This is a genomic window from Chryseobacterium sp. T16E-39 (assembly GCF_002216065.1).
In the GTDB taxonomy this organism is placed as follows: domain Bacteria; phylum Bacteroidota; class Bacteroidia; order Flavobacteriales; family Weeksellaceae; genus Chryseobacterium.
Genome location: NZ_CP022282.1, coordinates 2,747,607 through 2,762,288 on the forward strand (window position 1 = coordinate 2,747,607; position 14,682 = coordinate 2,762,288).

The 14,682-nt window shown below is 34.5% G+C and carries 18 protein-coding genes; 7 read left to right on the top strand and 11 right to left on the bottom strand.

Going from position 1 to position 14,682, the window contains the following annotated elements; genetic code table 11:
- Positions 1–2: 2 nt before the first annotated feature.
- On the bottom strand, positions 3–494 hold the full coding sequence (locus CEY12_RS12415; RefSeq protein ID WP_089027996.1) for a hypothetical protein: 492 nt from the start codon (positions 492–494) through the stop codon (positions 3–5).
- Positions 495–596: 102 nt separating this feature from the next.
- Between CEY12_RS12415 and ruvC the strand changes: the two genes are divergently transcribed.
- On the top strand, positions 597–1,151 hold the full coding sequence (ruvC, locus tag CEY12_RS12420) for a crossover junction endodeoxyribonuclease RuvC (RefSeq protein ID WP_089027997.1): 555 nt from the start codon (positions 597–599) through the stop codon (positions 1,149–1,151).
- 7 nt (positions 1,152–1,158) lie between these two features.
- On the opposite strand, the gene CEY12_RS12425 is transcribed toward ruvC, so the two are convergent.
- Both CEY12_RS12425 and CEY12_RS12430 read right to left on the bottom strand, forming a co-directional pair.
- Complete coding sequence (locus tag CEY12_RS12425) at positions 1,159–1,608, bottom strand: hypothetical protein (RefSeq protein ID WP_089027998.1); 450 nt, start codon at positions 1,606–1,608, stop codon at positions 1,159–1,161.
- A 56-nt stretch (positions 1,609–1,664) separates the two neighbouring features.
- Positions 1,665–3,578 carry a zinc-dependent metalloprotease gene (locus tag CEY12_RS12430; RefSeq protein ID WP_089027999.1) on the bottom strand — a complete coding sequence of 638 codons (1,914 nt, stop codon included), beginning with the start codon at positions 3,576–3,578 and terminating at the stop codon, positions 1,665–1,667.
- A 227-nt stretch (positions 3,579–3,805) separates the two neighbouring features.
- Between CEY12_RS12430 and CEY12_RS12435 the strand changes: the two genes are divergently transcribed.
- The 6 genes from CEY12_RS12435 to CEY12_RS22865 all read left to right on the top strand — a co-directional run bounded on the left by CEY12_RS12435 (position 3,806) and on the right by CEY12_RS22865 (position 7,452).
- On the top strand, positions 3,806–4,876 hold the full coding sequence (locus CEY12_RS12435) for a DUF4407 domain-containing protein (RefSeq protein ID WP_089028000.1): 1,071 nt from the start codon (positions 3,806–3,808) through the stop codon (positions 4,874–4,876).
- Between the two features lie 92 nt (positions 4,877–4,968).
- Entirely contained in the window at positions 4,969–5,634 is a 666-nt protein-coding gene (locus CEY12_RS12440; RefSeq protein ID WP_089028001.1) for a hypothetical protein, read from the top strand.
- 134 nt (positions 5,635–5,768) lie between these two features.
- On the top strand, positions 5,769–5,966 hold the full coding sequence (locus CEY12_RS12445; RefSeq protein ID WP_089028002.1) for a KTSC domain-containing protein: 198 nt from the start codon (positions 5,769–5,771) through the stop codon (positions 5,964–5,966).
- A 111-nt stretch (positions 5,967–6,077) separates the two neighbouring features.
- Positions 6,078–6,542 (top strand): redoxin domain-containing protein, encoded by a 465-nt coding sequence (locus tag CEY12_RS12450; protein WP_089028003.1) that lies wholly within the window; start codon positions 6,078–6,080, stop codon positions 6,540–6,542.
- A gap of 5 nt (positions 6,543–6,547) precedes the next feature.
- A complete protein-coding gene (locus CEY12_RS12455) occupies positions 6,548–7,066 on the top strand; it encodes a DsbA family protein (RefSeq protein WP_089028004.1) in 519 nt (172 codons plus the stop codon).
- Positions 7,067–7,275: 209 nt separating this feature from the next.
- Positions 7,276–7,452: a bacteriocin-like protein gene (locus tag CEY12_RS22865; protein ID WP_410493845.1), complete on the top strand. Its 177-nt coding sequence runs from the start codon at positions 7,276–7,278 to the stop codon at positions 7,450–7,452.
- An 89-nt stretch (positions 7,453–7,541) separates the two neighbouring features.
- Here the strand turns inward: CEY12_RS22865 and guaB are convergent, their stop codons facing one another.
- The 8 genes from guaB to CEY12_RS12495 all read right to left on the bottom strand — a co-directional run bounded on the left by guaB (position 7,542) and on the right by CEY12_RS12495 (position 14,647).
- The gene (gene guaB, locus CEY12_RS12460) at positions 7,542–9,002 is read right to left on the bottom strand and encodes an IMP dehydrogenase (protein ID WP_089028005.1); all 1,461 of its coding nucleotides are present in this window, start codon (positions 9,000–9,002) and stop codon (positions 7,542–7,544) included.
- A 165-nt stretch (positions 9,003–9,167) separates the two neighbouring features.
- Positions 9,168–9,875 (bottom strand): hypothetical protein, encoded by a 708-nt coding sequence (locus CEY12_RS12465; RefSeq protein WP_089028006.1) that lies wholly within the window; start codon positions 9,873–9,875, stop codon positions 9,168–9,170.
- A gap of 27 nt (positions 9,876–9,902) precedes the next feature.
- Entirely contained in the window at positions 9,903–10,406 is a 504-nt protein-coding gene (locus tag CEY12_RS12470; protein ID WP_089028007.1) for a DUF4252 domain-containing protein, read from the bottom strand.
- A 12-nt stretch (positions 10,407–10,418) separates the two neighbouring features.
- On the bottom strand, positions 10,419–11,702 hold the full coding sequence (locus CEY12_RS12475) for a DUF4252 domain-containing protein (protein ID WP_089028008.1): 1,284 nt from the start codon (positions 11,700–11,702) through the stop codon (positions 10,419–10,421).
- Between the two features lie 64 nt (positions 11,703–11,766).
- The gene (locus CEY12_RS12480; RefSeq protein ID WP_089028009.1) at positions 11,767–12,432 is read right to left on the bottom strand and encodes a hypothetical protein; all 666 of its coding nucleotides are present in this window, start codon (positions 12,430–12,432) and stop codon (positions 11,767–11,769) included.
- Positions 12,407–12,916: an RNA polymerase sigma factor gene (locus tag CEY12_RS12485; protein WP_089028010.1), complete on the bottom strand. Its 510-nt coding sequence runs from the start codon at positions 12,914–12,916 to the stop codon at positions 12,407–12,409. The genes CEY12_RS12480 and CEY12_RS12485 overlap by 26 nt, the downstream gene beginning before the upstream one ends.
- Positions 12,917–13,014: 98 nt before the next feature.
- On the bottom strand, positions 13,015–14,175 hold the full coding sequence (locus CEY12_RS12490) for a GlmU family protein (protein ID WP_089028011.1): 1,161 nt from the start codon (positions 14,173–14,175) through the stop codon (positions 13,015–13,017).
- 220 nt (positions 14,176–14,395) lie between these two features.
- Complete coding sequence (locus CEY12_RS12495) at positions 14,396–14,647, bottom strand: type B 50S ribosomal protein L31 (protein ID WP_034715439.1); 252 nt, start codon at positions 14,645–14,647, stop codon at positions 14,396–14,398.
- Positions 14,648–14,682 lie beyond the last annotated feature (35 nt).

The window sequence follows — 14,682 nt, forward strand, 5'->3', positions numbered from 1 at the left end:
GGCTATAGTTTTTGGTTAAATAATAATTGATTTCCGGCAGTGGTAATTTTTTCTACCTTCACCACCTGGATTTCTGCGGAATGCGAATACCGAACACTGAACTCAGCATTCTCCGTAGAAACTTTGTGCCTGCTGATCCCTTCTTTGTCAAAGCTTTCGAGGTTTTGATTTAATGGATCTTCTACAATCTGTTTTACAAATTCTTTTCCGTTGGAATCAGTAAGAGAAACTATAAAATCTCCGACACCTCCGGAATTTCTATCAAAAGTAGGTGTTGATTTAAGTTTTCCATCAGTGATTTTCTTTGACTCTAAAGTAATTTTCTCCAGACCGGATTTGGTCTTTTCCACTTTAAAAAACAGGTAACCAATCTGGTTATTGTCCTTTGAGGAATTTTCAATCTTAAGCGATCCCCCAGGACTTAAGTCTTTAATTTGCAGAAAGCTACAAAAAACAAATACTGGAACAATAAAAAGGTTTAATAAGTTTTTCATAATCAATTTTTGATGAAGTTAAGAAGATTTCACTTAAAATAGATTTATTTTTATTATTTTTTTTACTCAGGAAAAAATTCAGAAAGTCATATCTTTGACCCAATGATTGCAGAAAAGATAATTTTAGGTATTGACCCGGGAACTGCCATAATGGGTTTTGGGATTATTTCCGTTAAAAAAGGTAAGATGGAAATGGTGTCCATCCATGAGCTTATTCTTAAAAAATATCCTAATCATGAAACGAAACTTAAATATATCTTTGATAAGACCTTGGCATTGATCGATGAGTACCATCCTGATGAAGTCGCTCTTGAAGCCCCCTTCTTTGGAAAGAATGTTCAAAGTATGCTAAAGCTGGGTCGTGCACAGGGTGTTGCCATGGCTGCAAGCCTCCATAGAAACATTCCAATTACAGAATATTCCCCGAAAAAAATAAAAATGGCAATTACCGGGAACGGAAATGCCAGTAAAGAGCAGGTGGCAGGAATGCTTCAAAATCTTTTAAAGCTGAAAGAATTTCCCACCAAGTATCTTGATGCATCTGACGGTCTTGCCGTAGCTGTCTGTCATCATTTTAATTCCGGAACTATTACAGATACTAAATCATATTCCGGTTGGGAGAGTTTTTTAAAACAAAACCCTGATCGGCTAAAATAATCAACAATTATTGTCTTTCATAAATATCTTCTATATCAGTAACTTTTCCAAACATGATATCACTATACATAATGGAAAATTTATTCTTTGAAATAATTTTAAATTGTTTACTCTCCTTCAGGTCTCCATCCATATATTGAAGGGAGCTTCCTTTTATGGTAAGCAAATTCCGTCTTGACGAGCTTTTTATTTCGCAGTTTTCACCACTTACAAAGTTCTTAGTGAAAAACATATTTTCTTTTTCTTTCTCAAACAACAAAGTATATTGCTTCATACATTTCTTAAGCGGGTATTCTTTGTTTACTTCGCCATCTTTGTATGTTTCCCCAATGAACTTCCATTTTCCTACAAAATAATCTTTTTCATTTTGTGGATCCTGAATTTTCACTGTTTGAGATTGTGACTGGCAGTTCAAAACGAAACCACAACATAGCATAAAAACGAATATCTTCATCATTCCAATATCTTTTAAGTTAAAATAAAAAAGCCCTTAAAAAAGGGCTTTTAATATGATTAGTTATTTACGAATTTCTTCGATTCTTTTTTATCAGAGTAGTTGATAATGTATACTCCTTTTGGTAATGTCTGGTCGATTTGAACCACATTCGTCTTAGAAGTACCTTTTTGCAATATCTTTCCACTCATATCGTAAATCTGGTAATCTCCAAATGCAGCATTCTTCCCTCCAACAAGTTGAAGTTTATTATCAGCCTTAGTGTACACGATCTTAGCATCAGAACTTTCTTTTACCTCAGATGTTCCTAATGCACTTACAATTCTTACAGCATAGTCTTCCATCTGACCATATTGTACTTGAGAACAAGCTGTAAAATCAGGAAGGTTTGTAGAAGAATACGTTGCCGCATCTACACCAACTCTCATTCTCAGATAAACATTCTTTACCGCAGTAGCCGGCACAGTAATATTATTGGTAACCGTTATCGAAGCTCCCGAAGCTAAAGGATTAGTAGATGTATTATTAACTACCAATTCAGAATCTTCAAAAGAACCATTGTTATTATAATCGATCCAAACTTTTGTCTTGAACTTTTCAGCCTGACCAAATCCATTTAAATAAGTTACTTTCAATGGAGTACTTGTTGTAGAAGAAAGATCAGTATAGTAAGCTGGTCTTATACATGTCGCTGTAGAATAATCAGCATAATAAATTGGGTTTGCCTCATCAGAATCATACCCGTTACTCATACTGTTTATATCTGCAAAATTAACCTTGTAAGGCCCAATTGCAAAATTGTTATTCGCAGGATGTGCTGTACCTGCTGGATTACACTGTGCTGCAACTATCGTTACAGGTGAAGGAATGACAACTGATGGATCTTTACCTGCCGTTGAATTAAGTAAGTTCTTTCTATATTCCATCATCAGTAAAACAGCACGATCTCTCTGACCAGCAGTAAACTTGCGATTCGTATTGCTATAATTCATGATGTTATATTGTACTCCCTGATAATTTTGGTTAGTACAAGGATTTATTTCAGAATTGGATGGTGCAGGGAATTGAGAATATGCAGCTCCAGATCTCTCTGTATCACAAATTCTATCATCATCCACTGTACAATCACCTGTAGTAGCAGGGCAATAACCCGGTGCACCACTCTGAATCGTATAATCAGCATTTCCAAAAGTGTGATATAATCCAAAAGCATGTCCAAGCTCATGAGTCAATGTAGTATCATTTTGATTTTTCACAGTTGCCACTTTCATAAAACTCTCATAATCGTAATCATAAGAATTCGGGAACTTTGCATACCCCATCAAACCATAAGATAACTGCTGTTGACCATCAAAACCAATAACAACATAAATATTAAAATATGAGTTTTCTGGCCAGTGATGTGCCAATTCATTTTTAATTTGATAATCAGCTACACCATTTGAACTCTGCATTTTCACTCCTCTTGTATCATAAGACGGAAGAGTACTTCCATTATATCTTATAATACCGGTCGTTGGTTCGCAGGTTGGTGATCTTTTAGCCAATACAAGCTTAAAAGGAATCACATTTCCTCCATCTGGTCCATTACCTTCTGCATAGAAACCATTTCCATAGGTTGTTGCATACATTTTATTAGCTCTGTCAAGCCAATTAATAATCTCCTGATCAGTAAGATGCAAGTTAGCGTTAGCAGTAGCCTGAGATTCAATAACATGTACTACAACAGGAATTTCGTAAATCTGACCTGTATAAAGTCCATTCCATGCAGTCGTTGCACCTGATTTATTAAGGAAAGATTGTTTATTCATAGAAGCTAATCTGGCTTCCATTTCTTCCCTATTTTTTTTCAATTGAGGGTTTCTGGCATCCATTTGTGACATGATTTGGTCAAAACCACAAATATTTTGCACATTTTGAGAAAATACACTAACACCAAGCATCAGTGCAAAACATAGAACAATTCTCTTCATATTATACTATTTTTTTAATTTATTCGATGCAAAACTATCAATTATTTTAAAAAATCAGTAAATAATATTCAATTATCTTTAAGAAATTTATTATGTTAATCCAAAAAAACAATAAACAACTGATATACAGATATATAATTAAAAATATTAATTATACTTGGTAAAACATAATACTATCTTTAACATTGGTATGGTTTTTAGTATTACTTTTGTATAAATTTTCGATAATGAAAAATCAACAACAAACTATAAATCAGACGAATCATAAAATAAATTGGTTCCAGAAGTTCCTGATGGTATGCTCCGGAGGAAACATCCATATTTTAAGGAAAACACCAAGCGAATGGAATAAATTTTCCGGGATTGGTGGTATTGTTTTATTTACCGCTGTTTTTGCGACCCTGTCTGCAGGATATGCCATGTATACCGTCTTTGATAATGTCTGGACATCCGTAGGGTTTGGGATTCTTTGGGGGTTAATGATCTTTAACCTGGATAGGTATATTGTCTCTTCTATTAAAAAAACAGGAACCTGGTGGAATCAGATCTTAATGGCCATACCTCGTTTGGTTCTGGCTACTTTTTTAGGAATTATTATCTCAAAACCTTTAGAACTTAAAATTTTCGAAAAAGAAGTAAACAAGCAATTGAATACGATTATTCAGCGAAATAAAAAACAGCTTCAGGGTGAGATGAGTGGAAGAATTCTTCAACAAAGCGGACCTTTTGAAACCGAGAAGAAACAAATTTCAGAAAAGATCGCTCAATATCAGAAATCATACGATTCGGCTTCTGTAGAGCTGGAAAAAGAAATTTTAGGAAAACAATCAGGTTTAACAAGTGGAAAAGTAGGTTTCGGATCAAACGCCAAAAGAAAACAGGAACTTAAAGAACAAAGAAGACAGGACTTAGAAACCTATCAAAAACAGGCAGCTCCAAGGTTAGAATACCTGGATAAAGAAATTTCAAAAGTCTACACCAACTTAGAAACTGAAAGAAAATCCACTGAGACCTTTGAAGATAAATTCAATGGATTTGCAGCACGATTACAGGCCTTGGACGAATTAGGAAAAAATTCAGCAATCATTGGTTTAGCCGCTACCTTTATTATGGGACTTTTTATCTGTCTGGAAATCTCTCCGGTATTGGTGAAATTAATTTCTCACATAGGACCTTATGATCATCTATTGGAAAAAACGGAAAACGATTTTCGTTTGTATTCAAAGGAAAAGATTGAAAAAGGAAATGCATTGACCGATTATAGAATTGATGACTTTAAAGAGAACCTGAATAAGTAATTTAAAAATAAATATAATGGAGACCTTTCACCAATCTGAAAGGTCTTTTTTATAGCATAAAAATTTAATATTTGAGAAATGTTAAAAAAACAATGAAAAAGAAAATAATCATTATAATTTGCCTTGCTATCTTACTATTGATATTCCTATACTTCCGGTGTATTTATGGATGGTATGAGTTTAAATTTTATAAAGAAACTCCTAGAGAATATATTAGCAATACTATAGTAACCAAAAAGGACTATTCTACAGATAGCACAGCTATTGTTCATCAAATTAAAGGTTTTGTAAAAAATCATCAAGAATCTTTTTACTCCGAAGAAAATGACGGATCTACTCAAATAATATTGGACACAATTCTATACAGTCCAGATCACAAAAAAATTGCAGCTTTCATAATATCAAAAAATTCTACTACTAAACAATTAATGCCGGATAAAAAAAATAAATGGTATTATAATGCCACATGCTATCTGGGTACAAAACAACAAAATTCTCTTATATTAAGTTGGATTGGTCCTAATTATACTTCTAATGATGTTGAAAGTATTTCAAAAAGAATAAGAAATTACTATTTAAAACAAAAATCCTCAAATACTCAAAATAATAAAGACAACTATAATATTGATGATATTCGTTATTGGAGTAAAAGCATAGATTGGGAAAACCTAGAACACAACAGAAAAATGCAAAAAGATTTTGAGGAAGAAAAACTAAGGAATCCTGAAAATGTTTACGATCCAAATGATAAAAAATAAAAAGAATATGAAACTGCGAATACGCCTATGTAAATATTTATCATCAGTTTTTTGTTTGCCCGCTGCTTTTATTTTAAAAATATGTATAATATCCAGGCCATGTTAATAGGAATATTTTTTGCATCTTCTCTACCATGCCCTCCTCAGTTGTACATAGTTATGAATACTTTCCCAAAACTGAAATATTACGAATTGTATATCAGTCAGGGGCGGTTTATGACTATCTGAAGGTACCCCCAATCATCGTTGACCAATTCAAAGCCTTCACCTCTAAGGGAACATTTCTCAATAAGGTTATCAAGAAGAAATTTAAGTATATTAAAATAAAATAGTCTGGACTCATTTATTTTAACAATAATTTAAGTCATCATCAGCTACGAATTGATTTCTTATTCCTAATTTTAGTTGATCATTTAGATGCTTTAATAACCAATCACGAAAATATGATACTAGAACAAGGAACCCCAGCCCCGGATTTTGAACTTCACGCTACTCCTGATCAGAAATTAAAACGTTCTGATTTTTTAGGCAAGAACTTAATTTTAGTTTTTTATCCTGCAGACTGGAGTCCGGTTTGTGGTGATCAGGTGAGTTTATATAATGAAATGCTTTCCATTTTCCATAAATACAATGCCGATATACTGGGTATTTCTGTGGACAGTGCGTGGTGTCATGATGCTTTCATGGAAAACAGAAAGCTACATTTTCCTTTATTGGCAGATTTTAATCCTAAAGGAGAAGTTTCAAAAGCATATGGGGTTTACAATGAAGAAAACGGAACTTCAAAAAGAGCATTGTTTGTGATCGATCCCGAAGGAACGATCCAATGGAGTTATTTATCACCTGACGGAATCAATCCCGGAGCGGATGGAATCATTGATGCATTAGAAAATTTAAAACAAAAATAATATTTATGTCCACTTTAAGAATTCCAATTGGTCCCAATGATCATGTACAGGGAAATCCGGAAACCGCAAGAATCGTTTTGGTTGAATATGGAGACTATCAGTGTCCTTATTGTGGCCATGCTTTCCCTCTTGTAAGACAATTTGTAAAGGAAAATCAAGATGACGTAGCTTTTGTTTTCAGGAACTTTCCGTTGACAGATGCTCATGAATATGCAATGGCAGCAGCAACCGTAGCCGAAGCTGCAGGGAAGCAGGGGAAATTCTGGGAGATGCATGACCTCATCTATGACAACCAGAATATATTAAACGAAGCATTGCTCAATGAATGTGTGAAAGTTCTGAAACTGGATGTGAATAAAATTGAAAACGAAATCAATACTGAAGAACTTCAAAATAAAATTGAAGCTGATTTTGAAGGTGGCGTTCGCAGTGGGGTAAATGGAACTCCATCATTCTTTGTAAATGGACAAAAATGGGAAGACTATGACGGAACTTACGATTCCTTTATTGACCTAATTTCTTAGTTTAACATTTATTTTTAATGGCTATCGATCTCATTTTTAAGCTATCTTGATGAAAAATGTAGAGAATACTAAGCAGATCTCGATACATTTTTCTCCATTTCATTGCGAAAAACACTCGATCTGACGACTGATATTCAAAGACAATTTACATTATTCAAAAAAAACATACATTTGAAAAGTTCTACAGAATATAAAAACAATTAATTATTATGAAAAATTCAAAAAAAATTTCAAGAGAAAATTTGAAAAGTATTAAGGGTGGATTTAAGGCTTGCAATGGTGAGTTACCCAATTATGGCTGTGGCGATGCATCAGTTTTTTGTTGTGCATCTCAAGGGTGCAGAAGAGTATCGGACCTTCCTCCAGGATCTTGCATTGTTCAATAGTGATAAGATCAAACCCCTTTGATAAAACATATAAAAAATAAGGCTATCTCAAAATTGAGATAGCCTTATTTTTTATTTTTAATGTATTCTTACAAAGAATAATTCGGAGCTTCCTGCGTGATGATCACATCATGAGGGTGAGACTCTTTTAGTCCGCTTCCTGTGATCATAACCATTTTAGTGTCTTTCTGTAAAGCTTCAATATCTTTTGCTCCACAGTATCCCATCCCAGCTCTAAGACCACCCGTCAACTGGAAAATAACATCTTCCAGTTTTCCTTTGTGTGGAACTCTACCTTCAATTCCTTCCGGAACGAATTTTTTAGCTTCACTTTGGAAATATCTTTCCTTACCTCCTCTCTTCATAGCAGAAAGACTTCCCATTCCCTGATAAGATTTGAATTTTCTTCCCTGGAAAATAATTTCTTCTCCAGGTGCTTCATCAGTTCCTGCTAAAAGGGATCCAAGCATCACAGCTCCTGCTCCACTGGCAATCGCTTTTACGATATCTCCGGAAAGTTTAATTCCACCATCTGCAATTACTGCTACATTTTTAGATTTGGCAAATTCGTAAACGTTGTAAATAGCAGATAACTGAGGAACCCCAACTCCAGCAACAACTCTCGTTGTACAGATTGAACCAGGACCAACACCTACTTTAAGAACGTTAGCTCCTGCTTTGATCAAATCCTTTGCAGCTTCAGCGGTTACAATATTTCCACCTACAATATCCAAATCAGGATATGTTTTTCTGATTTCAGAGATTTTATCTAAAACTCCCTTAGAGTGTCCGTGAGCAGAATCAATCGCTACGATATCAACACCAGCCTGTACCAATGCTGCAATTCTGTCCATTGTATCTTCTCCAACTCCAACTCCCGCACCTACGATAAGACGGCCTTTTGGATCTTTATTAGAGTTTGGATATTCCAATTGATTGTCGATATCTTTAATCGTGATCAATCCCACCAATTTATTTTCTTTATCAACGATTGGAAGTTTTTCTACACGATTTTTAAGAAGAATTTCTTTTGCTTTTTCAAGATTGGTATTTTTATCGGAAGTGATCAGATTTTCTTTAGTCATAATCTCTTCAACTTTCATATCCAGGTTCTCCTGATATTTTACATCTCTGTTGGTAATGATCCCGATCAAAATATTATCTTGATCTACAACCGGTAAACCTGAAATTTTATATTTAGACATCATTTCTTTAGCCTGCGCCAAAGTATGATCTTTTGAAAGGGTAACAGGATCAGAGATCATTCCATTTTCAGAACGCTTTACACGGTTTACCTGTGCTGCCTGTTCTGCAATTGTCATATTTTTATGAATGAAACCCAGACCACCTACTCTTGCTAATGCAATAGCCAGATCGCCTTCAGTAACTGTGTCCATCGCAGCAGATACTATCGGAACATTCAGGGTGATTTTATCAGTAAGTCTTGATTTTAATGATACCTGGTTAGGTAAAACTTCAGAATAAGAAGGGACTAGAAGAACGTCATCGAAAGTGATGGCTGTCTCTACAATTTTGTTATGAATAGACATCTTTACTTTCTTTGCAAAATTAGGCTATTTTCACGAGATATGAAAATCCTTTTTAATAGTTTAAATAAAAATTAATAATCAATAAGTTAAATCAAAAAACCGCTCTTAATTAAAAGCGGTTTTGTACAAAATAAAATGAGTTATATGACCTGAATATGATTTTTATTATTTGATTGTAGATTTACCATTTTCATCAACATCCTCGATATGCGTCTGATTATTCTTATCTACATAGATTTTGAGGCGGACACGACCCTTATCATCTCTTATAAAAAGCCCTACATCTCCATTCGCTGTTTTCCCTGCAAAAAAACGTTCACTTCCCAGTTTTCCTTCTTCTTTTAATTTTGCAAAAGCTTTTTTGGTGGCTACCGGATCATTTAGCTTTTGTAGAGAATCATCAAATTTCAATACTTTTTCAAGAGTAAAGTCATCAGGCCTGTCCCAAAGCTTTAAGCCATACGCCCGCCTTTTATCTGCGCCGGTACCTTCACTATATTGGAGCTGCATGATCTGATCTGTTTTCCTTTGGTCTACCGAATACACCATTCCTGAACCTTTTTCATCAGAATCATAAATCAATCCGCCACATTCATCGCCTAATGAGTTAAAGAAGATTAATCCTGCTTCTCTTTCTCTTGCTTTAAGCGGTTTATTATTTAATAATCCCGGGTGCTGGCGTTTTTTATTGCTGATCACCATTTTTAATGTTCCATCTTTCTCAATCACATTAATTCTTTCAACATCAATTTCCTGAAACCGCTGATGGTCGTTATTGGATTTAAAAGCTAATAAAAAGAGCAGAATGAATGCGATAGTAAGTGACGCTGCATATATCTTAAGCATGCGTACCTCTCTGATTAATTTTTCCATGATAATAATTTATTCAATAAAAATAAATTATTTATCTGAAGCTGAGTTAATGAATTTTGAAATATCATCTGCTGTAAAGTTTCCCTTTACATCTACAAAAACCAGTTCTTTATCAGAATTTACAGTAATCAACATATTCTTAATGGCCTCACCGGACTGTTTTACCCTTACATTTACATTATCTCCGTCATGTTTTATGGTTGCCCAGTCTTCATAATTATTGTTATTAAGATAGGCTGCATAATCAGCGAGCATCCCCGGGTCTCCATTTTCTACGGTCAGCACTTTTATTTTTGAGATCTTTTTCACAAGATCGGCAACCTCCTCATTCTCTCCGTCTTCCCTTAGAGCTTTTTTAATAAAGGGCTTAGCTAAGAACATCGGTACATTGATACTTTCAAACCTGGCTCCTTTAAAATCATAATTTGTATCTGAAAAGAAAGCCATATTGGGACGGCGGTGAGACACGATACAAGACTGAAGAAGAATCAATATACAGCTAAAGAGAAAAATGGTTTTTAAGTTTTTCATGGCGATTAGATTTTAATTGATTGCTTTCAAACTTCCACCAGACATTTTACTGATATTCGAATCAATCTGAGGATTTCCTTTATACTTAACTGATCCTCCAGACGATGCTTTTACTTTAAGTCGGTCTGTAACGTTTACACTAAGGCTTGCTCCTGATGTAGACTCTACCTCCAATTCGTTTAATTTTAAATTTTCAGCTTTACAAGATGCCCCGCTGCTTATATCAATCACTCCCGAAGTGGCCTGCCCTTCAATGATGGTATCTGAACCACTGGAAGCTTTGACAACGATAGCCGAAGTATTGACACTTACTTTAACACTTGCTCCTGAGGTTGAACTGACATCTGTAGTACTGGAAACATTAAACTTTCCTTTGACAGCAGCCCCTGACGAAGCATCAATATCCATACTGTTTTCTTTTACAGGATTCACTGCTATAAAGCTGGCTCCTGAAGAAGCTTTAATGCTGCGCATTCTCGGCGAAGAAACGTTAACACTTAGATTTTTAAATCTTATATTTCTTTCTCCTTTATTATCAACGTACACTTTTAAAATACCATTCTCTACTTTTGTAATGACATACTGAAGTTTATCAGCATCTGCAATCACTTTTACACTGGTCGGGCTCTCCTGCTTATAAATAAGATTTATTCCCGTACTTACCTGAATTCCTGAAAATTCACCTACATTCCTCGCTTCACCGTTCAGGTATGAAGTACTGTTCTCCGAGGTCATACTGCTCCTTGTCGTATTGGTAATCGAGCTTGTTTTGGTTTCACTGGATTTAATGATCTTGTTAAGATCATCCATTGAAAGTTTTCCATCCAGCATTACTAAAACATTCCCTCCATCTCCGCTGTCAATGCTTAACAATACGTCATCCAATATTCCTTCTTTAGCTCCTGCAGAAAGAAATTTTATTTTGCTGTCCTTACTATTCACGCTCATCACTTCGTTATAGTTCAGGTGGCTTAGATAGGAAGAAATGTCTTTATTAATCTGTGACAGGCTGTTCTGTAATTTTTTACCTCCTGCAGAATTGGCATTTTCGGGATTCTCTGTGATCAGGATCTTTAATCCATTGATCTTTGACAGCAATGGTTTGATCTGATCCAGCTGAGAGTCATCAATATTCAGACTGCTAAGCATTCCGAACATCGGCTTTGCAATTTTAATAGAAGTTACACCTTCTACCTGCTGGTATTTTTCAAAAAGTTTATCGAATTTGTCTTCCTGCCCATACACTGTAAAGAAATGGGAAAAAGCAAGTGCGAATATTATCAATATTTTTTTCATGAGTCAATTTTTAATTTTAAAGCTGATAATTAATACCTGATCAGGGAGTAATCTCTTTTTTTAGTTAATAGTTATCGTCCATCACTTTGGGTTGTACTAACTTTTCACTAACGTTATTTGCAAATATTTGAAATGAATATTTAGTTACATTAATCGCTTCGTCTACATTATCGATTCGTTTTCCGTTTACAATCACATAGTTGTTGTTGTATCCAGTGGAATCTTTCTTAGCGGCATTGTATTTTTTATAGGAAGAATTGTACGTGAATTTTGGTCTTACTTCTTTTTTCAACCTTCCTCTTTTTGGCAGGATCTCATCCATTACATCTTTTTCTGCAATTGTATTATCCTGAGAAACAGAATCTTTTTTTGCTCCTGCAATACTATCTGTATTATTTATGGCAACCTGCTGTTCAGGTTCATGATTTTCTTCAATGAAATCCTTTTTTTGCTGTTTCACCTGATGCTCTACCAATTTAGACTGATCATCTATTATAGAATGTTCCTGATTATAATTGACAATAAAGCCAATACTTAAAATAACCACTACACTTGCAGCCATCCAAAACCATTTTGGGAAAGAAGGTTTTTTCTTTTCAAGAGGAATGATCTTATCATCATCTATACCTTCTGCTTTTTGAAGAAAATCCTCAAAATCCCAATCCATCTTCTCTTCCTTTATATCCCGGAAGATTTCTTCGTATTTATCTTGAAATTGATCGTTGTTCATAATTCATCAGTTGTGAAATTTGTTCTTTTACTTTTTGTCTTGCACGCATAAGATTGACTCTTACTGCATTTTCTTCCATTTCCAACATTTCAGAAATTTCGGACACTTCATACTCTTCTACATCTTTTAAATGGATAACCATTTTTTGTTTTTCAGGAAGCTGATTAATAAATCCTATAATATGTTCCTTAAGATTATTAACCTCCATACTGTAGAGCTCTGACCGGTGAAGCTGCATATCGGCAAAACCAATTTTTACATCATGATGCTTCAGCCTGTTAAGACATTCATTGCGGACGGATTTCAATGCATAGGATTTTAAATTCCCAAATTGCTCCAATTCCTCTCTTTTCTGCCAAAACTTAACCATCAGATCCTGCACGACATCTTCTGCTTCATCACTGCTCATGACAAACCTTTTCGCAAAACGATACATCTCGTTTTTGAGAATAAACACCGTATTCTTAAAGGTTTCTTGGGTCATAAGTCTTGTTTCTATTAGTAAGACAATTAAAAATTGTATTCTATTACATTAAAAATAAAAAAACTTCAAAAAAAATGAAGTTTTTTCTATAATCAAGTTTAGTAGGTATCAAAAATATGTTTTAAAATCCCCTTATCATCGTCTGTCAGAGCCACTTTTCTTCTAGCCATTGCTCTCTCTGCCACTTCATATGCTTTATCTAATTTAAATCTTTCATCTCCTTTAAATCCACCCCATGAAAAATTTTCTATAAGGTTAGGAGGAAATCCTTCTTTGAAAATATTCGAAGCAACACCAATTACCGTTCCTGTATTTAATTGGGTATTGATTGCTGTTTTAGAATGATCTCCCATGATCAATCCGGCAAATTGTAATCCTGTATCCTCAAATGCTTTGGTTCTGTAGTTCCATAATTTCACATTACCATAATTATTCTTCATGTTTGATGAATTGGTATCCGCTCCAAAATTACACCACTCTCCAATTACAGAATTTCCAACGAATCCATCATGGCCCTTACTGGAATATCCGAACACAATGATATTATTGACCTCACCTCCAATTTTACAATTGGGACCGATTGTCGTCGCTCCATAGATTTTAGCCCCCAAATTAAATTTAGAATCATCACAAAGAGCAATAGGACCACGCAGGTGGCAACCTTCCATTACTTCCGTGTTCTTTCCAATATAGATCTTTCCGGTTTTTGTATTCAATGTTGAAAATTCAATCTGAGCTCCTTCTTCAATGAAAAGGTCTTTTTTGTCTCCTAAGAAACCATTTGTTGAAGAAAGTTCCTGTGAAGTTTTACCACTGGTAAGCAATTCAAAATCAAAGTCAATAGCTTTATGATTGTAGGTAAAGAGGTCTTTAGGTTTTTTAAAGAATACAAGCTCTTCTTTGATATCAGTCATCTTTTCAATCTGATTTAAAGAAAACCCTTTCATATTGATTTTCGCAGCGATCAATTCATCTTCGTACACCAAAGCTTCCCCTGGCTTAAGATCTTTTATTTGTTGTAAAACATTTTCTGTAGGAAGAAAATTGGTAACGAGGAACAGGCTTTCTTTTTCTTCAGGACTTTTAAATTTCTGCTGCAAATAATTCTCTGTGAAATAAGAAACTTCAGAATTCTCTAGCAACTTCTGCCATCTTTCGGAGAAGGTTAGAATCCCACAACGCATTTCTGCAATGGGACGGGTAAAAGTAAGTGGGAGAAAATCTTCCCAATATTGCGCATCTGAAAATACTAATTGCATTTTTAAGAAATTAGAGGTTAGTGATTAGAAGTTAGAGGCTGAAACAGGCTGGGTTGAATTAAATCATTCAAGCCTCTTTTCTCTTTCTAAATTCTACTTAAAAACAAAAATACAAATAGTAAAAATAATTTCTAACTTCTGCATCTTAAATTCTGCTTAAAAACAAAAAAAAGTCTTCCAAAAAATTTGGAAGACTTTAATATCTTTAGAATTCAAAAAATTACTTAGCGAATTTTTTGTATTTGTTCATGAACTTGTCTACTCTACCTGCAGTATCTACCAACTTCACTTTACCAGTGTAGAAAGGGTGAGAAGTAGAAGAGATTTCCATTTTGATCAAAGGATACTCTTGTCCTTCATACTGGATTGTGTCTTTTGTTTCTGCAGTAGACTTGCAAAGAAACACCTCGTCGTTACTCATATCTTTGAAAACAACAAGTCTATAATTTTCTGGGTGAATTCCGTTTTTCATAATACAATTTTTTAAAAAATTAAAGTTCTGCTTTC